This is a genomic window from Halomicrococcus gelatinilyticus (genome assembly GCA_024227995.1).
Taxonomy (GTDB): domain Archaea; phylum Halobacteriota; class Halobacteria; order Halobacteriales; family Haladaptataceae; genus Halomicrococcus; species Halomicrococcus gelatinilyticus.
Genome location: CP100465.1, coordinates 817302 through 836869 on the forward strand (window position 1 = coordinate 817302; position 19568 = coordinate 836869).

General features: G+C 68.0%; 21 protein-coding genes and 1 tRNA gene. 13 read left to right on the forward strand and 9 right to left on the reverse strand.

The features are described from left to right. The first annotated feature begins 165 nt into the window (after positions 1 to 165). Complete coding sequence (locus NKT36_RS04370) at positions 166 to 2082, forward strand: methyl-accepting chemotaxis protein (RefSeq protein WP_327052729.1); 1917 nt, start codon at positions 166 to 168, stop codon at positions 2080 to 2082. Between the two features lies 1 nt (position 2083). On the opposite strand, the gene msrB is transcribed toward NKT36_RS04370, so the two are convergent. Beyond that, on the reverse strand, positions 2084 to 2485 hold the full coding sequence (msrB, locus tag NKT36_RS04375) for a peptide-methionine (R)-S-oxide reductase MsrB (RefSeq protein ID WP_327052730.1): 402 nt from the start codon (positions 2483 to 2485) through the stop codon (positions 2084 to 2086). Between the two features lie 107 nt (positions 2486 to 2592). On the opposite strand from msrB, the gene NKT36_RS04380 reads away from it, so the two are divergent. Further along, positions 2593 to 2745 (forward strand): HVO_A0556 family zinc finger protein, encoded by a 153-nt coding sequence (locus NKT36_RS04380; protein WP_327052731.1) that lies wholly within the window; start codon positions 2593 to 2595, stop codon positions 2743 to 2745. Between the two features lie 62 nt (positions 2746 to 2807). On the opposite strand, the gene NKT36_RS04385 is transcribed toward NKT36_RS04380, so the two are convergent. Beyond that, positions 2808 to 4049, reverse strand: coding sequence for an MFS transporter (locus tag NKT36_RS04385; protein ID WP_327052732.1), 1242 nt, complete (start codon positions 4047 to 4049; stop codon positions 2808 to 2810). A 173-nt stretch (positions 4050 to 4222) separates the two neighbouring features. On the opposite strand from NKT36_RS04385, the gene dph2 reads away from it, so the two are divergent. Together dph2 and NKT36_RS04395 are read left to right on the forward strand one after the other, a co-directional pair. Beyond that, the gene (gene dph2 / locus NKT36_RS04390; RefSeq protein ID WP_327052733.1) at positions 4223 to 5272 is read left to right on the forward strand and encodes a diphthamide biosynthesis enzyme Dph2; all 1050 of its coding nucleotides are present in this window, start codon (positions 4223 to 4225) and stop codon (positions 5270 to 5272) included. Positions 5273 to 5364: 92 nt separating this feature from the next. After that, entirely contained in the window at positions 5365 to 6267 is a 903-nt protein-coding gene (locus NKT36_RS04395; protein ID WP_327052734.1) for an HFX_2341 family transcriptional regulator, read from the forward strand. Between the two features lie 140 nt (positions 6268 to 6407). On the opposite strand, the gene NKT36_RS04400 is transcribed toward NKT36_RS04395, so the two are convergent. Next, positions 6408 to 7121: a DUF1405 domain-containing protein gene (locus NKT36_RS04400; protein WP_327052735.1), complete on the reverse strand. Its 714-nt coding sequence runs from the start codon at positions 7119 to 7121 to the stop codon at positions 6408 to 6410. 160 nt (positions 7122 to 7281) lie between these two features. Between NKT36_RS04400 and NKT36_RS04405 the strand changes: the two genes are divergently transcribed. The 5 genes from NKT36_RS04405 to NKT36_RS04425 all read left to right on the forward strand — a co-directional run bounded on the left by NKT36_RS04405 (position 7282) and on the right by NKT36_RS04425 (position 11009). Then, positions 7282 to 8190 carry a DUF106 domain-containing protein gene (locus NKT36_RS04405; protein WP_327052736.1) on the forward strand — a complete coding sequence of 303 codons (909 nt, stop codon included), beginning with the start codon at positions 7282 to 7284 and terminating at the stop codon, positions 8188 to 8190. A gap of 36 nt (positions 8191 to 8226) precedes the next feature. Further along, positions 8227 to 8805 carry a (d)CMP kinase gene (cmk, locus tag NKT36_RS04410; RefSeq protein ID WP_327052737.1) on the forward strand — a complete coding sequence of 193 codons (579 nt, stop codon included), beginning with the start codon at positions 8227 to 8229 and terminating at the stop codon, positions 8803 to 8805. 2 nt (positions 8806 to 8807) lie between these two features. Further along, positions 8808 to 9683 carry an RNA-guided pseudouridylation complex pseudouridine synthase subunit Cbf5 gene (locus tag NKT36_RS04415; protein ID WP_327052738.1) on the forward strand — a complete coding sequence of 292 codons (876 nt, stop codon included), beginning with the start codon at positions 8808 to 8810 and terminating at the stop codon, positions 9681 to 9683. Positions 9684 to 9813: 130 nt separating this feature from the next. Then, positions 9814 to 10893 (forward strand): succinylglutamate desuccinylase/aspartoacylase family protein, encoded by a 1080-nt coding sequence (locus NKT36_RS04420; RefSeq protein WP_327052739.1) that lies wholly within the window; start codon positions 9814 to 9816, stop codon positions 10891 to 10893. A 45-nt stretch (positions 10894 to 10938) separates the two neighbouring features. Then, positions 10939 to 11009 (forward strand) — tRNA-Pro (locus NKT36_RS04425). A gap of 212 nt (positions 11010 to 11221) precedes the next feature. Here the strand turns inward: NKT36_RS04425 and NKT36_RS04430 are convergent. Next, a complete protein-coding gene (locus tag NKT36_RS04430) occupies positions 11222 to 11806 on the reverse strand; it encodes an archaellin/type IV pilin N-terminal domain-containing protein (RefSeq protein WP_327052740.1) in 585 nt (194 codons plus the stop codon). A 718-nt stretch (positions 11807 to 12524) separates the two neighbouring features. Next, positions 12525 to 12686 (reverse strand): hypothetical protein, encoded by a 162-nt coding sequence (locus tag NKT36_RS04435; protein WP_327052741.1) that lies wholly within the window; start codon positions 12684 to 12686, stop codon positions 12525 to 12527. A 127-nt stretch (positions 12687 to 12813) separates the two neighbouring features. Between NKT36_RS04435 and NKT36_RS04440 the strand changes: the two genes are divergently transcribed. Further along, positions 12814 to 13827 (forward strand): AI-2E family transporter, encoded by a 1014-nt coding sequence (locus NKT36_RS04440; protein ID WP_327052742.1) that lies wholly within the window; start codon positions 12814 to 12816, stop codon positions 13825 to 13827. Positions 13828 to 13857: 30 nt separating this feature from the next. Here the strand turns inward: NKT36_RS04440 and NKT36_RS04445 are convergent, their stop codons facing one another. Together NKT36_RS04445 and NKT36_RS04450 are read right to left on the reverse strand one after the other, a co-directional pair. Beyond that, the gene (locus NKT36_RS04445; protein ID WP_327052743.1) at positions 13858 to 14904 is read right to left on the reverse strand and encodes a right-handed parallel beta-helix repeat-containing protein; all 1047 of its coding nucleotides are present in this window, start codon (positions 14902 to 14904) and stop codon (positions 13858 to 13860) included. Between the two features lie 81 nt (positions 14905 to 14985). Continuing rightward, positions 14986 to 15696: a 5-formyltetrahydrofolate cyclo-ligase gene (locus NKT36_RS04450; protein WP_327052744.1), complete on the reverse strand. Its 711-nt coding sequence runs from the start codon at positions 15694 to 15696 to the stop codon at positions 14986 to 14988. A gap of 172 nt (positions 15697 to 15868) precedes the next feature. On the opposite strand from NKT36_RS04450, the gene NKT36_RS04455 reads away from it, so the two are divergent. The 3 genes from NKT36_RS04455 (at position 15869) to NKT36_RS04465 (ending at position 18508) form a co-directional block, all read left to right on the forward strand. Beyond that, positions 15869 to 16150 (forward strand): GYD domain-containing protein, encoded by a 282-nt coding sequence (locus tag NKT36_RS04455; protein ID WP_327052745.1) that lies wholly within the window; start codon positions 15869 to 15871, stop codon positions 16148 to 16150. 72 nt (positions 16151 to 16222) lie between these two features. Further along, positions 16223 to 17203: an MBL fold metallo-hydrolase gene (locus tag NKT36_RS04460; protein WP_327052746.1), complete on the forward strand. Its 981-nt coding sequence runs from the start codon at positions 16223 to 16225 to the stop codon at positions 17201 to 17203. A 114-nt stretch (positions 17204 to 17317) separates the two neighbouring features. Beyond that, a complete protein-coding gene (locus NKT36_RS04465; RefSeq protein ID WP_327052747.1) occupies positions 17318 to 18508 on the forward strand; it encodes an acyl-CoA dehydrogenase family protein in 1191 nt (396 codons plus the stop codon). 27 nt (positions 18509 to 18535) lie between these two features. Here the strand turns inward: NKT36_RS04465 and NKT36_RS04470 are convergent, their stop codons facing one another. Together NKT36_RS04470 and NKT36_RS04475 are read right to left on the reverse strand one after the other, a co-directional pair. Then, entirely contained in the window at positions 18536 to 19075 is a 540-nt protein-coding gene (locus tag NKT36_RS04470) for a cob(I)yrinic acid a,c-diamide adenosyltransferase (RefSeq protein WP_327052748.1), read from the reverse strand. Next, a complete protein-coding gene (locus NKT36_RS04475; RefSeq protein WP_327052749.1) occupies positions 19072 to 19311 on the reverse strand; it encodes a glutathione S-transferase N-terminal domain-containing protein in 240 nt (79 codons plus the stop codon). The genes NKT36_RS04470 and NKT36_RS04475 overlap by 4 nt, the downstream gene beginning before the upstream one ends. Positions 19312 to 19568: the final 257 nt, after the last annotated feature.

The window sequence follows — 19568 nt, forward strand, 5'->3', positions numbered from 1 at the left end:
AGGCGTGTCGTTCGGTCGACCGGTGCGATGGTGCACGCGGCAGGGACGCCTTGCTCCGTCGGGCGGTCGCCGACGAGCCCTGGCGCGCCGCCCAACATATTAACGTTCGGATATATAGGGCTGCTGGCGGAACGTCCCCACCAGTGATCGACAGTGTGGGACGACTTGACATCACACGGCGAGGGACGGGCGCCGGCCGACGCGGACGACCGGGACGGACGCGAGGCGACGACGGACGGCGGCCGCGCTCGCGAGCGGGTCGTCGACCCGGAGGAACTGCGCGCGACGACGGACGGGCGGCTACCGACCGAGGTGGCGACGGCGCACGCCGACCACCTGACGGACGTGGTCAGAGCGGGCGAACCGGGTGGGTCACCGTCGCCGCTGGCGCGACGGAGCGACGAGGCGGGCGTCGGCGCGGACCAGTTCGTCGGCACGTACGGGGCGGCCTTCGACGCGCTCGTCTCGTCCGTCTTCGAGGGACTCGACGGGGGTGACGACCTCGCCACCGCCGAGCGCCGACTGCGCGAGGGCGCGCGGGCGCTCGTCGCCGACGCACGAACCGGCGTCGCGGCGTGCGTCGACGGCCCGGAGGCGGGCGGTTCGCGCGGAGGCGTTGGGTCGGCGACCGCTGGAGACGTCGACCTCCGGGTGGAGGAGGTGCTCGGGGCGCTCCCGATGCCGGCCTTCGTCATCGACGCCGACCACACCGTCCTGGCGTACAACTACGGCGTCTGCGAACTGCTGGGCATCGAGCCGAACGCCGCGCTGGGGAAAGACAACCGCGAGACCATCGCGGCGGCGTCGTACACCGACGGCCGGCGGCACCGCAGTCTCGTCGACAAGGTGGCCGACGCGCCCCGGACCGCCGACGAGGAGTTCGACGTCGAGCGCGTCGACATGCCGTTCAGTGACCGCACCGTCTACGAGGACACGGCCACGCTGCTCAACCGGCGTGACGAGGAGATCCACGCCGGGTTCTGGGCCATCCCGCTGTTCGACGCGGACGACGACCTCCGGGCGGTCCTCGAGGTGGTCGACGACCGCACCGACGAACAGCGGCACAAGGAGAGCGTGGCGGCGCTCGTCGAGGAGGTCACCGGCACGCTCCAGGCCGTCGGCGACGGCGACCTTGCGGCGCGCGCGGAGTACGCCGACGAACACGGCGTGATCGACGAGGAACTGCTGACGCTCACCGACGAGGTGAACGCGATGGCAAAGAACTTCCAGACGCTGGTCGAGCGGGTCGAATCGCAGGCCGACTCGCTGGCGACGTCCATCGGGGAGGCGTCGGCGTCGGCGAGTCGCATCGACGACCAGGTCGACGAGCAGAACGAGTCGCTGGCGACGGTCGCCGAGGAGATGGAGTCGTTCAGCGCGGGCATGGAGCAGGTCGCGGCGAGCGCGAACGAGGTGACGACGGCGGCGGACGACGCGCTCGCTGCGGTCGAACGCGGCCTCGACGCCGGCGAGGCGGCCGGCGACGCCGCAGGGGAGTTGCGCGAGACGAGCGAGGAGACGCTGACGTCGGTGGCCGAACTGGAGTCGCACGTCGACGAGATCGGCGAGGTCGTCGAGGTCATCGCCAGCGTCGCGGAACAGACGAACATCCTCGCGCTGAACGCAAACATCGAGGCCGCGCGCACCGATTCGTCGGGCGACGGGTTCGCCGTCGTCGCGGAGGAGGTGAAAGAGCTCGCCACCCAGACCCAGCGCCACACCGAGGAGATAGCCGACCGCATCGAGGCGCTCCAGGAGCGGGCGAGCGACACCGTCGAATCGGTCGAAACCTCCCACGAGCAGGCCCGGTGCGTGGACGAGGAGGTGACGGCGGCGCTCGACTCGATGCGGGAGGTCTCGGACGCCGTGGAGACGGCGGCGACCGGTATCGCCGAGGTCGCCGAGGCGAACGACGAACAGGCGGCGACCGTCCAGTCGGTCACGGCGACGCTGGACTCGGTCGAGGAGAGCGCGGGGGAGGTCGACGCCACCGTCGACGACATCGTCCGCGAGATGGACGCGGGGGCGGCGGCGGTCACCGATCTCTCCGAGCGGGTCGGCGAACTGACCGACGGCGACTAGCTCACTCCTCCTCGAAGTCCAGTGCGACGGAGTTGATGCAGTAGCGCTTGCCCGTCGGCTCCGGGCCGTCCTCGAAGACGTGGCCCAGGTGGCCGCCGCAGTTCGCACAGACGACCTCGGTGCGCTGCATGCCGAGGCTCGTGTCGGTGCGCTTCTCGATGCGGTCGTCGTCGACGTCGTAGAAGCTCGGCCAGCCGCAGCCCGACTCGTACTTCGTCTCCGAATCGAACAGCTCGGTGCCACAGCCAGCACAGACGTAGGTGCCGTCGTCGGTCCGGTCGACGTGCTCGCCGCTGAACCGCGGTTCGGTCCCCTGTTCGCGGAGGACGCGGTACTCCTCCTCGGAGAGGCGTTCGCGCCACTCCGCCTCGTCGTCGGGCAGGTCGGGTCGGGATGAATCCATCGTCTTCGACTAGGCGCTCGGAAAGGTTGAAACCACCGGCGAGCGCGGGAACCGACCTCGAAGTCGCCACCAGATTCATAACACCCGCGGGTGACGTTCACGAAAACATGAGTTCGATGACCGAGTCGAGCGTCGTTCGACGTCTCGAAGGCCAGGACTGCCAGTGGTGTACCGACGGACGGCTGGAGCGCGGACGGTACAAGGGGAACGTCGCCGTCGTCTGCGAGGACTGCGACACGCCTGCGGCGCAGCTCTGGTGACGCGTCGACGGCGAGCCCTCCCGCCGTGCGCCGGTTGTGGCCCTGCGAGGTTGCACCAGTAATCACTCGGTTCGCCACGGTTGAAGCCACGACCGCCCGCTCGCCAGCGCCGCCAGTCGGCCGCGCGCGAGGTAGGTCAGCGACGCGAGCGCGAGCGCGGCCCCGAGCGCGCCGAACAGGCGCGGGAGCGCCACGGCCGCGACGGACCCGGCCAGCACCTTCAGCGGTGCCGTGACGAGCGAACTCGCCATCGAAGTGGCGCTGAGGACACTCGCCCGCGCGGTCGACTCCGTGAGGTCGTTGACCCGCTGGTTCGCCAGCGGCCGCGACACCACGGCGACTGCCCGGAGCAGGAAGAACAGGGGGAGCGCGAGCACCGGCGCGAACAGCGTGGCGACCATGCCGGCGGCGACGACCACCGGCGCGACGGCGAACCAGCGGTCGATGCCGACGGCGGCGCCGACGCGCCCGCTGACCGCCGACGCGCCGGCGGCGACGAGGGTCAGGCCGGCGTAGATCACCCCGAGCCGTCGCGCGGGGACGTCGAGCAGGTCGGTGCTGACGGGCTGGACGAACAGGTTGGCGGAGACGGTGACGCCGAGCAGCAGCGACGTGAACGCGACGAACGAGCCGAGACCGGGCCGCAGGAGCGTCTCGCGCGTGACCGCCAGCGTCTCGGCCGGGGATGGGGGTGCGGCGGTGTCGCCTGCGTCGGCTGTGGCCCCGTCAACGTCACCATCGGACGACGCGACGAGCAGGACCGCGACGCCGACGACGAGCGCGGCGGCGTCGAGCAGCCACGGCAGGACAGCCCAGCGGGCGTACGCCCAGCTACCCGCCAGAGCCGCGCCGCTGGTCGCGAGCAGACCGACGGCGTTGGCGCGACCGCTGACGGCGGCAAACTGGTCCGCCTCGTCGTCGTCGTCAAGCAGTTCGTAGAGCCAGGCCTGCGCCGCGCCGGAGTCGAACGTCGCGCCGGCGGCCCGGAGCAGCATCGCTGCCGCGAACGCGGCGAAAGAGTGCGCGACGGCGTAGCCGAGGACGCCTGCCGCCGCGACGAGGTTGCCCGCAGCGAGGGCATTCCGTCTACCGATTCTGTCGGCCACGTACCCCGTGGGGAACTCGAAGCCGAGGACGGCGAGCGTGTACCCCGCCTCCAGCAGTCCGAACTGCGCCAGCGAGAGCCCCCGAGACTGGAAGAAGAGGACGTAGATGGGAACCGTGAACGCGGCCGAACGTGACGCGACGTAGCAGTAGTACGCGACGACCGGCTTCGACGGGAGTGACGGACGGCGGTTTCGCATCGTAGTGTGACAATTGTCACACCGGTCGTATCAGTGTACTGCGAGAACCGGTTCCACGTCACATCCGAGAGTCGGTGCCGAGCCCCACAATCGCCGCACGTGGTGCGGGAACCGTCGACGCGGCTGTCGTCGAACCGTCGGAGTTAACCGTTCGTGACGGCTACGACGCGTCAATGAGCCAGGAGAGCGAGTACAGCGAGGGGGACCTTCGGAAGACGGGGATGGCGCTGAAGCACGACCGGGAGTGGGACTACGAACTCGACCGCATCGTGTCGGCCGTCGAGGAGCGCGACGCCGAGACCGTCGGCCTGCAGTTCCCCGAGGGGCTGAAGCGCCGCGGCCCGAAGGTGACCGACGACCTGCGCGCGTCGCTGCCCGACGACGTGACCGTGATGATGTCGGGCCAGCCCTGCTACGGCGCCTGCGACCTCGACACCTACCTGATGAAGCGGACGGACGTGTTCGTCCACTTCGGCCACTCGCCGATGAAGAACACGGACAAGGTCATCTACGTCCCGCTGTTCTCGAACGTCGACGTCTTCCCCATCATGGAGGAGTCCCTGGCGGAACTCGCCGACCCCGAGGACGACCCCGACGTCGGCCTCGTGACGACCGCCCAGCACATGAACCGCTTCGAGGAGATGAAGGCGTGGCTCGACGACCGCGGGTACGAGGTCCACACGCGCCGGGGCGACGACCGCCTCACCCACGAGGGGCAGGTGCTCGGCTGCAACTACGCCTCCGCCGACATCGACGCCGACCAGGTGCTGTACGTCGGCGGCGGGAAGTTCCACCCGCTCGGCCTCGCGATGGAACACCCGGACAAGACGGTCGTCATCGGCGACCCCGTCAACAACGTCGTGACCGTCGCGGACACCGAGAAGTTCCTGAAACAGCGCTACGCCGCGGTCCACAAGGCGATGGACGCCGAGAAGTGGGGCGTCATCTTCTGCACGAAGATCGGCCAGGGCCGCTGGGAGCAGGCCCAGGACATCATCGACGAGAACGACGACGCCTACCTCATCACGATGGACGAGGTGACCCCCGACCGCCTGCGCAACTTCGACATGGACGCGTTCGTCAACACCGGGTGTCCGCGCATCACGACCGACGACGGCCCGCAGTTCCACAAGCCGATGCTGACCCCCGGCGAGTACGAGATCGCCGTCGGGAACAAGCCGCTGGAGGACCTGAGCTTCGACACCTTCCACGGCACCTGGTGACCGCGCGGGCGCTCGTCGGCTGACTCGCTTTTCCGCTCTCCTCGTCACTCCGCGACGAGAGGTTTAACACCGCGTCACGAGAAGCGTCGCGCATGCATACCCACATCGTGCCGGTCGGGTTCGACTACGACCGGCTCATCGCGCCGCTGGTGCGCGACCAGCTCGACGTGGACCGGGTCGTCCTGCTGGAAGGGGCGGTGGGGAGCCAGGCCAACGTCGAGTACTCCCGGCACCTCTCGGAGACGCTGGAGAAGGACTTCCGGAACCTGCTCGGCGCGACGACCGAGCGCGTGATCGTCGGCGACGTGTACGACTACGACGCCGCCTTCGAGCAGGCGTTCGACCTCATCAACGCGGAACTCGACCGCGGCAACGAGGTGTGGGTGAACGTCTCCGCGATGCCGCGGACGGTCAGCTTCGCGTTCGCCACCGCCGCCCACTCCATCATGGTCGAGCGCCAGGAGGAGCGCGAGCGCATCCACACCTACTACACGGCCCCGGAGAAGTACCTGGAGACCGAACTCGCCGAGGAGCTGCGCCGCCAGATCGACCTGCTCTCGGACCTGCAGGCCGGTGGCGTCGACGACGAGCGCGTCGCCGACCGACTCGACTCCGCCCGCGACCTGCTCGCGGAGTTCGACGAGCGCGGGACCACCATCGGCGCGAAGGAGGTCGACGGCGACCACATCGTCGAACTGCCGGTCGCCTCCTTCTCGAACGTGAAGCCGTTCGAGGAGCTCATCCTGTTCACGCTCGGCGAGCACGGCGAGTTCGAGAGTGTCAGCGAACTCGCCCAGCAGCTCGCCGGCGACCTCGGCGAGGAGTACACCGACAGCTTCCGTTCGAAGGTCATCTACAACGTCGACCGGCTCGGGCCTGGCGGCAAGGGCTACATCGAGCAGGAGGAGCACGGGAAGTCCCACCGGACGGCACTGTCGCGCATCGGCGAGTTGTGGGTGCGGGCGCACGCGGACAGGGAGACGCGAACGGAGTGAGCGTCTCCTGATTGCGAGCGGGGAGCGACAGCGACTCGCGAGCAGCGAGGCGTGAGCGCAGCGAGCGCCTCGGGACGTGCGAGCGGCGAACGCAGTGAGCCGCGAGCTGCGAGACGCGAACGCAGTGAACGTCTCGAAGGCTACGCGCGCAGTTCCAGCTTCTTCACCCGGGTCGAGATCGCGAGGAAGGTCGCGGCGAGCGTCAGGACCACGGCACCGGCGGCCGCGATCTCGTGGGCCGGGGACGGGTGGCTGTAGCCGGTCGCGAGCAGTTCCTGACCGGGCAGGGTGGTGTGGTGGGGCGTGCCGACGAGCGGGACGAAGTAGTCGACGAGGTCGTTGAACCCGTACCAGACGACGGCGACGAAGACGGCACCGACGGGGAAGTCGCTGTAGCGGTGGATGAGGAACGCCTCCAGCACCATGGCGAGGTGGCTGCCGAAGAGGAACGCGTACATCGGCCAGCCGACGCCGATGAAGCCGTCGAAGAACGCTGCGAGCACGAACGGCGTCCACGCGCCGAGCTTGATGCAGCCGAAGAAGGCCAGCGCGTTCAGCCACTCCTGGTTGCGGCCGAGCTTCCACAGCCCCAGCGAGAGCGCGATGAACAGCGTCGCGACGGGGCTGTCGGGGACGAACGGCCACATGACCACCGGTTCGGCGGCGAACTGCCAGGTGATCAGCGGGTCGGAGAGCGGGACGGGGTGGAAGCCGTAGTACCAGAAGCCAAAGGCCGTGCCGACGAGGTTGATGGCGACGATGACCCACGCCATCCGGAGACCGAAGTCCTCCAGCCAGGTCGGCAACGGCGCGACGTACCACGGGAGGTCCTCGCGCGGCGGGCGGTCGCTCATGTCGGCGGCGACGGATGGGGCCGGCAAAGACCCTTCGGTGCACCCCGCCGGCGATCGCCCACCGGAGCGAGGCCGCTTCTGGTTGCGAGGACGCTTGGTAGCGAGCGCGCGCCGTAGCGAGAGCGAAGGTTGATTAACGGCGAATACCAAATCCGTCGTAATGGCACGGACAGCGAAGAAGGTCGAATCGCTCATCGCCGAGGACGCGGCGATGGCCGACGCCCTCTCGGCGGTGTACGAGCGCACCGACGAGGGTGCTCACGAGGTCCAGTGGGGCGACGTGAGCGACGACATCACCAGCGGTCAGTGGGGCCGCATGATCGAGAAGGGCGTGCTCGTCGACGGCGACAACGGATTCGAGCTTGCAGACGCCGACGCGGTCGAGCGCGCGCTCGAGGAGGGTGGTGGTTCCACGACGTCGATCTCGACGGACACGGACGCCGACGACGTCGAGACCACCTCGTGGTCGACGTGGGACAAGCTCGCCGCGGTCGCCAGCATCGGGCTGTTCGCCGGCTACTCCATCGGCCCGATAAAGAACACCATCGGCGGGATACTCGACGTCGTTCTCGGCCCCGTCGAGAGCATGCTCCCGTTCTACGTCGTCATCATGATCCTCGCGATGCTGACGGGCCTGTACTCGACGCTCCTGCAGGACAACCTCATGGACATGGAGAAGATGAGCAAGTACCAGGAGCGGATGAAGGCCATCCAGGAGAAGCGCAAGGAGGCCAAGGAGCGCGGCGACGACGAGGCCATGGAGCGCATCCGCGAGGAGCAGATGGAGGCCATGGGCGACCAGGCCGGGATGATGAAAGAGCAGTTCCGGCCGATGGTGTGGACGATGTTCCTCACCATCCCCGTGTTCCTCTGGATGTACTGGCGGATCAGCTCGGCCAGCGCGCCCGTCTCGCCGCAGAACATCGTCCTGCCGATGATCGGCTCGACGACCTGGCAGAACGGCGTCCTCGGCCCGATGCAGGCGTGGATCATCTGGTACTTCCTCTGCTCGATGGGCTTCACCCAGCTCATCCGGAAGTCGCTGAACATCCAGACGACGCCGACGTAACAAAACCTCTTTCTTCTCCCCACTCGCAGATGCGATATGCTGATTACCGTCTCCGGACCGCCGGGTAGCGGCAAGAGTACGACGGCCAAGAAGCTGGCCGACGCGCTCGACCTCGAACACATCAGCGGTGGTGACATCTTCCGCGAACTCGCCGACGAGCGAGGCTACACCCCGCTGGAGTTCAACAAGATGGCCGAGCAGGACGACGAGATCGACCGCGACCTCGACCGCCGCCTCCGCGACATCGCCATCGCCCGCGACGACGTGGTGCTGGAGTCGCGGCTCGCCGGGTGGCTCGCCGCCGAGCACGCCGACTTCCGCGTGTGGCTCGACGCGCCGCTGGACGTTCGCGCGGCCCGCATCGCCGACCGCGAGGACAAGGCCGTCGACCAGGCGCGCGAGGAGACCGCCGCCCGCGAGGGCAGCGAGGCCGACCGCTACCTGGAGTACTACGACATCGACATCAGGGACCTCTCCATCTACGACATCGACGTCAACACCGCCCGCTGGGACGCCGACTCCGTGCTCGACATGCTCGTCACCGCGGTCGAGGAGTACGACCCCGAGACGGACGAGGGCAAACACCCCGTCACGGACGTCAGGTACGACTTCTGACCATGAGTCTGCGTGGCCCGCCCGACGAACGCGGCCCCGACGCCCTCCTCGAGTTCGGCGTCGTCAACCTCGACAAGCCCCCCGGCCCCTCCGCCCACCAGGTCGCGGCCTGGGTCCGGGACCTGTGTGACGTCGAGCAGGCGGCCCACGCCGGGACGCTCGACCCGAAGGTCACCGGATGCCTGCCGGTCCTGACCGGCGCGGCGACCCGTCTCTCGCAGGTCTTCCTCGAGGGGACGAAGGAGTACGTCGCGGTGCTCGAACTCCACGCCGACCCGCCCGCCGACCTCGATTCGGTCGTCGCGGAGTTCGAGGGCCCGCTCTACCAGAAGCCGCCGCGGAAGAGCGCCGTCGTCCGCCAGTTGCGCGTCCGCGAGATACACGACCTCGAGGTCCGCTCCGTCGAGGGGCGGCAGGTGCTGCTACACGTTCGGTGTGAGAGCGGAACCTACATCCGGAAGCTGTGCCACGACCTCGGACTCGCGCTCGGCACCGGCGCGCACATGGGCGACCTGCGCCGGACCGCGACCGACCCCTTCGACGACGCCGACCTCGTGACGCTGCACGACCTCTCGGACGCGCTCGGCCGCTGGCGCGAGCGCGGCGACGACGACTGGCTGCGCGAGGTGGTCGCGCCGGCCGAGCGTGCCCTCGACCACCTGCCCCGGGTGACGGTCGCGTACGGCGCTGCCGAGGAGATCGCCAACGGCGCGCCGGTGTACGCGCCGGGCGTCATCGACGCGGACGCCGACGCGTCGTTCGACGGGCTGGTCGCCTGCTACACGCCGGACGACGCCGTCGTCTGTCTCGGTCGCATGGTCGGCGACCCCGACGCCGAGAGCGGGACGGTCGTCGAACTGGAGCGCGTCCTGATCTGACCGGCGGAAGGCGGCCATAGTTGTCGTTTTCCGGACGGAGACCGAGGAAGTTGAGGAGCGAACGGTCCACCAACGCGAGCAGGACTGCCCGTACACGTGCCTTTTTGGTATCGCTGGGTCACGCTACAGTATGCACGTCGGCACCGCGCACTCCGCTCCCGGCGAACTCGTCACCGGCTGGTTCGAGGTGACGGACCTGCCGACCGGTTCCCCCGAACGGCTGCCCGTCCTCATCGCGGACGGCGAACGCGACGGCCCCACGCTCTGGATCACCGCCGCGATCCACGGCGACGAGGTGACCGCCATGGCGGCGGCCCAGGACGTCATGTCCGAGACCATCGAACTGTCCATCGCCGGCACCGTCGTCTGCCTGCCGAACCTCAACCCCGCCGGACTCAGGCGCACAACGCGCACGTCCTACTACCACGACGACGACCCGAACCGCCACTTCCCGGATCCCGACGCCGAGTCAACGCGACCGCCGCGCGTCCAGGAGCTCATCGACGAGCGCGTCTACGAGGCGTTCGCCGACTCCGCGGACGCGCTCGTCGACCTCCACACCGCACAGGTCGGGTCGGTGCCGTTCGTCATCCGCGACCGCGTCCTCTACGGGTCCGAACGCGACGAGGACGAGGCGCGCGAACTGGCGGCCGACCTCGAACGCCTCGTCGACGCCTTCGACCTCCCCGTCGTCAACGAGTACGCGGCCGAGGAGTACACCGACCAGAACCTCCAGCGCTCGACTGCCGGCGCCGCGCTGAACAACGCCGGCATCCCGGCGTTCACGGTCGAGCTCGGGAGTCACACCGTCGTCGAGGAGGACAACCGCGAACTGGGCGTCCGGGGCGTGATGAACGTGCTGCGCGAACTCGGCATGGTCGACGACGAACCCGAACCCCTCGACGTCGAATCGCCCGTCGACTTCCCGGTCAAGCGGGCGGTCCATCCCCACACCGACGTTGCCGGCATCGTTCGCCACCGCGTCGAAGCGGGCGACGTCGTCGAAGCGGGCGACGTCGTCGCCGACGTCCTGACGCCCCACGGTGGACGGAAGGCCGCCGTCGAGAGCGAACACGACGGCTACGTCCTCGGTCGCCACGAGGGCGTCGCGGCCTACGAGAACGACCCGCTCGCGAGTCTCGCCGTACGCGACGAGGGCGACCTCGTCGTTCCGCGCGACGACGAGTCGGACGAAGACGGGGAGACGTGAAACGAAGCTCTTAAACAGGAGTCACTCTTTCTTCGGAATGCAAGCGGGACCGTGGGGTAGTGGTATCCTCTGCGCATGGGGTGCGTTGGACCCGTGTTCGAATCACGGCGGTCCCATCCAATCTTGTTCCGGCCACCATCTCCTGGAATGAGAGACTTCAACTGTACCTGCTTCGCTTCTCGACGTCAGAATGACAACGATTCCGCTTCGCGAAACCCGTAGTTACGGTCGCACTGGCGGCCAACTGGACTGTAACAGCGAGGACAGACGCGACCGTAGAGAATGCAGCCAGTCGGGTACGCCGAAAAAAGTGTGAGCGGTTCGGAGATCAGACCGTGACTGCGCTCTCCTGGGAGAGCGACTGCGGGACGTTCGCCCGGTAGATCGTCACGGCACCGTACTGGGTGGTGAGCTTCAGTTCGACTTCCTCACCCGGACCGAGCGAACTCGAGATGTCGCTCGCGTCCATCTCTATCGCGAAGCGGTCGTCCTGATCGTTCAGGACCGGCTGTGAGTCGTCCGTGTCTTTGATCGCCGACACGTTGAAGTGATCGGCGCTAGCCGTACTGCCGTTGGTCAGCGTCGTCGCCGTCTCGGGGCCGATCCACTCGATGGTGGCGCTGGAGAGGTTGATGTCGTCGGCACCGGAGCCGCGCATCACCGTCAGGTTGATGTAGTCGACCTGTTCGTTCGTAGTGACGTTACCGAAGCCGGAGACGACCTGCACGCGGTTGGAGACCTGCGAGGTACTCTCCTCGCCGGTCTGTTCTGCCTTCGTTTGCAGGAAGCCCGCCGTGTTGATGAGCACGCCCGCCGCGATCGCGGCGACCAGCACCATCGCGATGAACACGATGAGCGTCCCGATACCGACCTGACCGCGGTCGTCGAGTCGTTTTTGAATTTTCTCTTTCATTGTATCGATCACCTGTCCAAGTGGTATCAACCAATGGACGTACTCGGTGCCGAAACACTTCACCCCAATAAACCTATCTGGTAATATCAGAGCTGATACTCTAAATCACGGCCCGGAAGAGAGTCCCTGTTCCTTCGTGTTGCTCCGGTCTTGAGGGCCAACACCACAAATTGCGCCAGAGTCGAACAGGGATACGTCGGCGAGATGTAAAGTTGGCGCGTGTGTATGACCACCCACGCTTCGTGTAGCATTCGATGGTGCGGAGCATCCAGGTTCGATCATCGGGGTAGCGGCAGGTAGCATCATCTGACGTCGTCGAACCTGCATTCAAACGCATCACAGCCTTCCGATGGAACTTCTCGTCCTTCTTACCCGACTCTTCGATAGAACGGTCCCATTCCGAGCGAGGGTGAAAGTAGGTCGGCGATCTGCCGCGTCGCGACCTGAGCTCACTGCCCACTGAATCCTCGTGCTCCGGTGATCGCCGGGACTACGTACCCGGATAGTGAGCCCGACGTGGTCGACGACGTCTTTCAGAGGATTCGACGAGCACTCTCACGCTACACCATCACCCACGGCATCGTTCTCTCGCCTGGAGTACCGTAGTTTGATCGCCTCATGATACGCGGTGGGGCGAAGGAATGAGATCGGCCCCCAAGACGGCGACACGATCGTGAGAACAGCAGAGAGGAGAGAGACGGCCGGCCGACCGTTCGCCCTACCGCTCGTCGGTCGGTTCGACGCGGAGCAGCGAGTCGTAGGGGATGTACCCGATGTTGTTCCCGGAGGCGTCCTGGAGGTAGAGTCCGCTCTCCCCCTCCGAGACGTCGTCGCACTCGATCGAATCGTTGGCGCGGCCCGCCGAGTACACGGCCTTCATGCGACTATCTGTAGCGGCGCTCGACAAAAGAGTAGCGATAAGCGATCCGACAGCTTCCGCGAACGACGACGCTGGCCGTCGGCAGGGGCGGCGTCCGCTTTATGCTCGTCCGCGCCGTCGGCCCGTCATGAAGCGCGACAGGGCCTTCCTCCTGGTGCTGGCCGCGGTGTTCGGGCTGCTGGCCGTGCTACTCGTGCGGCCGTTCCTCCAGTACGTCCTCGCGGCGGTCCTGCTGGGATACGTCCTCTGGCCCGTCCACGAGCGACTGGCGCCGCGCGTCGGCGAACGGGTCTCGGCGCTGGTGCTCCTGATCGCGACGACGGTCGTAGTGCTCGTCCCGGTCGGCCTCGTGCTCGCCGTGGCGGCCGAACAGGCGGTCGACCTGGCGATGGCAGTCGATCGCGGCGACGTCGGAATCGACGCGGTCGAACGGTTCGTCGAGCGGTACACCGGGTTCGCCGTCGACCTGGGCGGGATAGATCTGGCCGCCCTCCTCCAGCGGTCCGGCGGCGGCAGTTCGGCCATCGTCGGCAGCGTGCTCGGCGTGTTCGGCGGCGTCTCGACGGCGTTCGTCGGCCTCACCGTCATCGCGTTCGTGCTCTACTACCTGCTCGTCGACGGCGAGACGTTCCTCCGGTGGCTCCGCGCGATCACGCCGCTGCCCGACGACGTGCAATCCGAACTGTTCGAGGAGATGGACCAGGTGATGTGGGCGGTCCTCGTCGGGAACGTACTGGTCGGTCTCGTCCAGGGCGTCCTGACGGGTATCGGGCTGTTCGTCGCGGGCGTGCCCAGCGTCGTCTTCTGGACCGTCGTGACCACGTTGCTGTCGCTGCTGCCGCTCATCGGCGCGTCCGTGATCTGGTTCCCGGCGTCGGTGTACCTCTTCGTCGTCGGTCAGTCGGCCGCGGCAGCCTTCCTGTTCGTCTACGGGAGCGTGGTCGTCAGCCTCTCGGACAACTACCTCCGGCCGATGATCAGCGCCCACGAGGCGGAGCTCAACCCGGCCATCCTCGTCGTCGGCATCTTCGGCGGCGTGTACGCCCTCGGCTTCATGGGACTGTTCTTCGGCCCCATCGTCCTCGGGATACTCGGCGCCGTCCTGGACGTGTTCGCCCGGGAGTACGCCGACACGTCGTAACGCTGGCCGTCGTGGAGCGTTGCGTACCTCTCATCCGCCGGCGTTCGCCGGGCCGAGCGTGTTGTTCGCGAGGACGTTGCCCTGCGAGGCGGACGAGACGACGACGTCGCGGCGGTTGTCGGCCCCGCGGTTGCCCACGACGCGGTTGTCGTCGCTGGAGATGAGCAGGATACCCGTGTCGCTGCTGTCGAACACGCGGTTGCTGCGGATGGTATTGCCGTGACTCGACCGGAGGCGGACGCCGACGGCGTTGTTCCGGGCGAGGTTCGAGACGATCGTGTTGTTGCGGGCGCCGTCGGCGAGGTAGATGCCGTAGAAGGGGTTCGACACCCGACTGTTCCGGACGCGATTGTCGCTGGCGCCCGAGAGCCAGACGCCGGCGATGCTGTTGTTGGTGGCGACGGTGTCGCCGACGTCGTTCCCCCGTGCGCCGAACAGGGCGACGCCGAACTCGTTGCGCCGCGCGACGGTGTCGACCAGGGTGTTGTCGCGCGCCTCGACCAGTTGCAGACCGACGAGAGCGTTGTCGGTCACGGTCGTATTGCGCAGGACGTTGTTCCGGCTCGCGCCGACGAGGAACGTGCCCGCCACGGCGTTCGACCTGGCGACGTTGTCGACGACCGTGCTGTCGCGCAGCGACACCAGCGAGAGGCCGACGCGGTTGCGCGCCGTCGTCGTGTTCGTGACGGTCGCCCCGGCGATGCCGGTGAGGCGCACGCCGTCGTCCCAGTCGGTCGCGGTCACGTTCCGGACGGTGACGTTCGACCCCGCCGTCACGAGGACGCCCGCGGAGCCGAACGCTCCGACGCCGTCGACCGCGTGGCCCGCACCGTCGAGGGTTACGTCGTTCGTCGTCACGCGGATGCAGGTGTCGACGCTAGCGTTGCGGACGTCCTGCGTGAGTACGTAGCGTCCCGGTTCGTCGACGGTCGTGCAGCCGTCGAGCGTCGATGCTCCCGACTGGCGTGCCGTCGGTGCGTCCTGGCCAGCCGTTCCCTGGGCACCGGGGGTGACAGTTCCGAGGACGATCAGGAAGGCGAGTCCGACGGCGACGGAGCGGAGGACGTCGTCGCGCATGACGGACGTCACGGCCCGGCCACAGTTCGTTATTCGCCCGACGACCGCGGATAAGCCGCCGTTGCCGTCGAGTGTTCTCGATTACGGCCGGAACCGTTCGAGCACGGGGATCTCCGCGACGCGCTCCTCGGGGAGGTCGTCCCAGCGGATCCCCGTCGGGCGGTCGTCCGCGGATTCCGTGCGGACGACGCGCTCGGGCGTCGCGACGACGTCCATCGGCACGTCGTGGGGTGCCGGCGCGTCCAGCGCAGACTCGTCGACGACCTGCAGCTCGTGGACGGTGGTCGCGACCGTCGTCGCGTCGTCGACGGCACCGAGTTCCCGCAGGACGGCGAACTCCAGGTCGCTGTACCCCTCGCCCTTGCCGACGCGCGCGCCGGCCTCCGTGACGGCGACGCTCCCGGAGACGACGAGGTCGACGTGGGGGACGGCGTCCGGCCCTACCGGCTCGGCGTACCGGTCCATCTTCGACACCGTGGCCGCAGCGTCGGTGTCGCCTATTTCGGCGGGGTCGAGCTTCATGAACGGCCGCTCGTCGCGCAGTCGCGGCTGGGCCATGTACACCACCGTGCCCTCGGCCAGCGCGCGCCGTCGCACGGGAAGTTGCGGCGCGTCCGGGTTCGCCTTCAGCACGTCGGCGTCCTCCCACTCCGGCAGGGCGGCCAGCCGGTCGGCGGCGGCGTCGGCGCCCGCGAAGTTCGGGATTCGACCGTGCGGCGGGAACGGGAACCGGGCCTCGCCGGCGTCCTCCAGACCGTCCCAGACGCGCTCGCGCAGGTCCTGCTTGTCCATGGGAGCAGTCGAGCGCCGGGCGGCAAAAACCGTGGGGACGCTTGCCGTCGCGGACGGTCGCGTCGGCCTTCGACGGCCACATCGCAGCCGCGAACGTACGTGAGACGGCGTCGCGAACACGTAACCAGTTACCCAAAACGGTTTTCGCGTCGAACGTCGTCACCCTGCGACCATGTCGAAATACGTCTCCCTCGTCAAGATCCGCGGCAGCGTCCAGAACGTCCAGAAGCTGGCGTCCATCTGGGGCGACCTCCGCAACCAGCTGAAGGAGTACGACGCCGACCTCGAACAGAGCTACGCCATCCTCGGCGAGTACGACTTCCTGATCATCATCGACGCCCCCGACCGCGACGCGGCGTTCAAGGCCGCCCTCGCGGTCGAGAACCAGGGACTGGACATGCAGACGATGGAGCTGCTCCCCATCGAGGAGTTCGCCAACCTCGTCGACGAGTGATAGCGGCCGACGGCAGTCGGGCCACGTGCACGTCAACGCAACGCTCACGGTCCGTCCGCTCCAACGTCGACCGTGATCCGACGGAAGGACGGCATCCACGTCGACGTCGGCGGAGCGACGGGCACCGTCGTCGCGGACGCCCGCAGCGCGGTCGGCGACGTGAACATCGTCAGCCACGCCCACGCCGACCACACGTTCCGGCGGACGCCCGACGCCGTCTGCTGCTCTGCGACCACGGCCGCGCTGGTGGAGGCGCGCACCGGTACGGCCGTCGAGTTCACCGACTCGCTACCGGGCATCGAACTGCTCCCCGCCGGCCACGTCGCGGGGTCGCGGGCGGCGCTCATCGAAGGGGTCGGCGGGCACGACCGGAGCGTCCTCTACACGGGCGACTTCTCGACGCGCGACCGGGCCTACCTCTCCGGGTTCGACCCCGTCCCGGCCGACGTGCTCGTGATGGAGACGACCTACGGCGACCCGGCGTATCGCTTCCCGGCGCAGTCGGACCTCGAAGCCGAGATACGCGACTGGCTGGCCGACAACGACGACCCGCTCTTCCTGTTCGGCTACTCGCTCGGCCGGGCGCAGAAGCTCCAGAAGCTCGCCCGGGAGGCGACGAACCGCCCCATCGTCGCCAGCGACTCCGTCCTGACCGTCAACGACGCCATCGAGGCGGCGACCGGCGTCGCGTTCGACGCCGAACCCCTCCGGACCGACGACCTCGACGGCGACGAGATAATCGTCCTCCCCGCCAATCAGGCCCGCAGCGACTGGGTCGCGGACCTCGTCGAGCGCGTCGGCGGGCTGAAGGCGGGGTTCTCGGGGTGGGCGGTCGACGATTCGTTCCTGTACCGCGGCGGCTACGACGTCACCTTCCCGCTCACCGACCACTGCGACTTCGACGAACTGCTGACCGTCGTCGAGGCGGTCGACCCCGAGACGGTGTACACCCACCACGGCTTCGACGAGACGTTCGCCGCGCACCTCCAGAAGCGGGGGTACGACGCGCGCCCGCTGCTGGCCGGGCAACGGACGCTCTCGGAGTTCGCGTGATGGACCGAGCCGACCGACGGCCCGGCGAACTGCCGTGCGGGCGGCCATGACGCCGACAGTTCCGGACGGCGGGGGTTCGCTGTCTTTATGCCACAGGTAGCGCAAGTTTTGCGCATGGATTTCAGTCTTCCCGACGAGCACAGGATGGTTCGGGACACCGTCCGCGAGTTCTGCGAGGAGGAGATCGAACCCATCGCGCAGGAGATCGAGGACGAGCACCGGTTCCCCGCCGACGTCTTCGACCAGCTCGCCGACCTCGACATGATGGGCGTGCCCGTCAGCGAGGAGTACGGCGGCCTCGGCGGCGACCAGCTGATGTACGCCCTGGTCACCGAGGAGCTCGGCCGCGTGTCGGGGTCGGTCGGCCTCTCGTACGCCGCGCACGTCTCGCTGGCGTCCAAACCCCTCGAACTGTTCGGCACCGAGGAGCAGAAGGAGCGCTGGCTCCGCCCACTCGCCGAGGGCGAGTACCTCGGCTCGTGGGCGCTGACCGAACCCAGTTCGGGGAGCGACGCCAGCGACATGGACACGACCGCAGAGAAACGCGAGGCGCAGAGCGCCTCGAACCGGAGCGGCGTAGCCGCGGAGGAGGACGGCGACGAGTGGGTCCTGAACGGCACCAAGCAGTTCATCACGAACGCGAACGTCGCCGGCAGCGTCCTCGTGAAGGCCGTCACCGACCCCGACGCGGGCTACGACGGCATCTCGACGTTCATCGTCGACCCCGAAGAGGACGACGGCTTCGAGGTGACGACGGTGTGGGACAAGATGGGCCTGAACGCCTCGCCGACCTGCGAGATCCAGCTCTCGGACGTGCGTCTCCCCGAGGACCGCCTGCTCGGCGAGGAGGGCGACGGCTGGGAGCAGACGAAGAAGACGCTCGACGGCGGCCGCATCTCCATCGCAGCGCTGTCGACGGGCATCGCCCAGGGCGCGTTCGAGGCCGCGAAGGAGTACAGCACCGAGCGCGAGCAGTTCGGCCAGCCCATCTCGAAGTTCGACGCCATCCGGAACAAGATCGTCGACATGGACCGCAAGATCGAGCGCTCGCGCCTGCTCACCCACAAGGCCGCGACGAAGTACGACCAGGGCGAGTCGGTCAGCCACGAGAGCGCGATGGCGAAGCTCGACGCCAGCGAGTCCGCGCGCACGGTCTCCGAGGACGCGGTCCAGGTGCTCGGCGGCTACGGCTACACCGAGGACTTCGCGCCCCAGCGCCACCTCCGCGACGCGAAGCTGATGGAGATCGGCGAGGGCACCAGCGAGATCCAGCACCTCGTCATCGGCCGCGAACTCGGACTGTAGCGCAGTAGACGGGAGCGGTTTTTCTTCTCAGTACGTCGGACTCTCCTCCGGTTCGCCGTCGCGCTGGTTCACGAGACGCGCGAACACGAACAGAGCGTCCGAGAGCCGGTTGAGATAGGTCACGGCCGCGGCGTTGACGACCTCCTCCTCCGCCTCGGCCAGCGCGACGGCGCGGCGTTCCGCGCGCCGGCAGACCGTCCGCGCGTGGTGGAGGTCCGCCCCCGCCTCGCCGCCGCCGGGGAGGATGAACGACTCTAACGGTTCGAGTTCCTCGTCGTAGCCGTCCATCCAGTCCTCCAGGTCCGCGACGTGCGCCTCGGTCACCTGCGGGTCGTCCTCGTCGGGGTCCGGGTTGGCGAAGTCCGCCTGGACGACGTGGAGGTGGTTCTGGACCGCGCGAAGCTTCTGGTCGACGTCGTCGTACCCCGTCGGCCGGACCCGCCCGAGGAGGGCGTTCACCTCGTCGACCGTTCCGTAGGCCTCGATGCGCGGACTCGTCTTCGACACGCGAGACATGTCCCGCAGGTCGGTCTGTCCCTCGTCGCCGCGGCCGGTGTAGACCTTCATGTCAGGCTCCGCTCCACGTACTCGACGATGTTCTCGCTCTCGGCCATCGTGACGCCGCGCTCGTCGTCGACGAGCACGGGTACCATCCGTTGCCCGCTGACGCGGGCGACCTCGTCCCGTTCGGAGTGCAGCGGCGCGACCCACTCCGTCTCGTACGCCAGGTCCGCGTCTTCGAGCGCGTCGTGGACCCGCTCGCAGAACGGACAGCCGTCGAGCGCGTACAGCCGTAGTGCCATGTGCGGACCGATGGTCGGGAGGGTAAAGTAACTGGTCGTCTGCGGAACTGGAGGTTGACAAAAGCCCTGAATTGTAGCGGGCACACCAAGACCACCTGAAAGCCCTCGGGTGGCTCGGCTCCCGCGGCTCGCTGCGCGCTTCGGCCGCGACGCGGCCTGCAGTGCTTACATCGCCGGGGTTCGCCGACCCACCCTCGCCCTTTCAATCCACCAGGTTGGCAGTTGACCAGTTTCTCGAAACTGACGCTGGTGGGCCG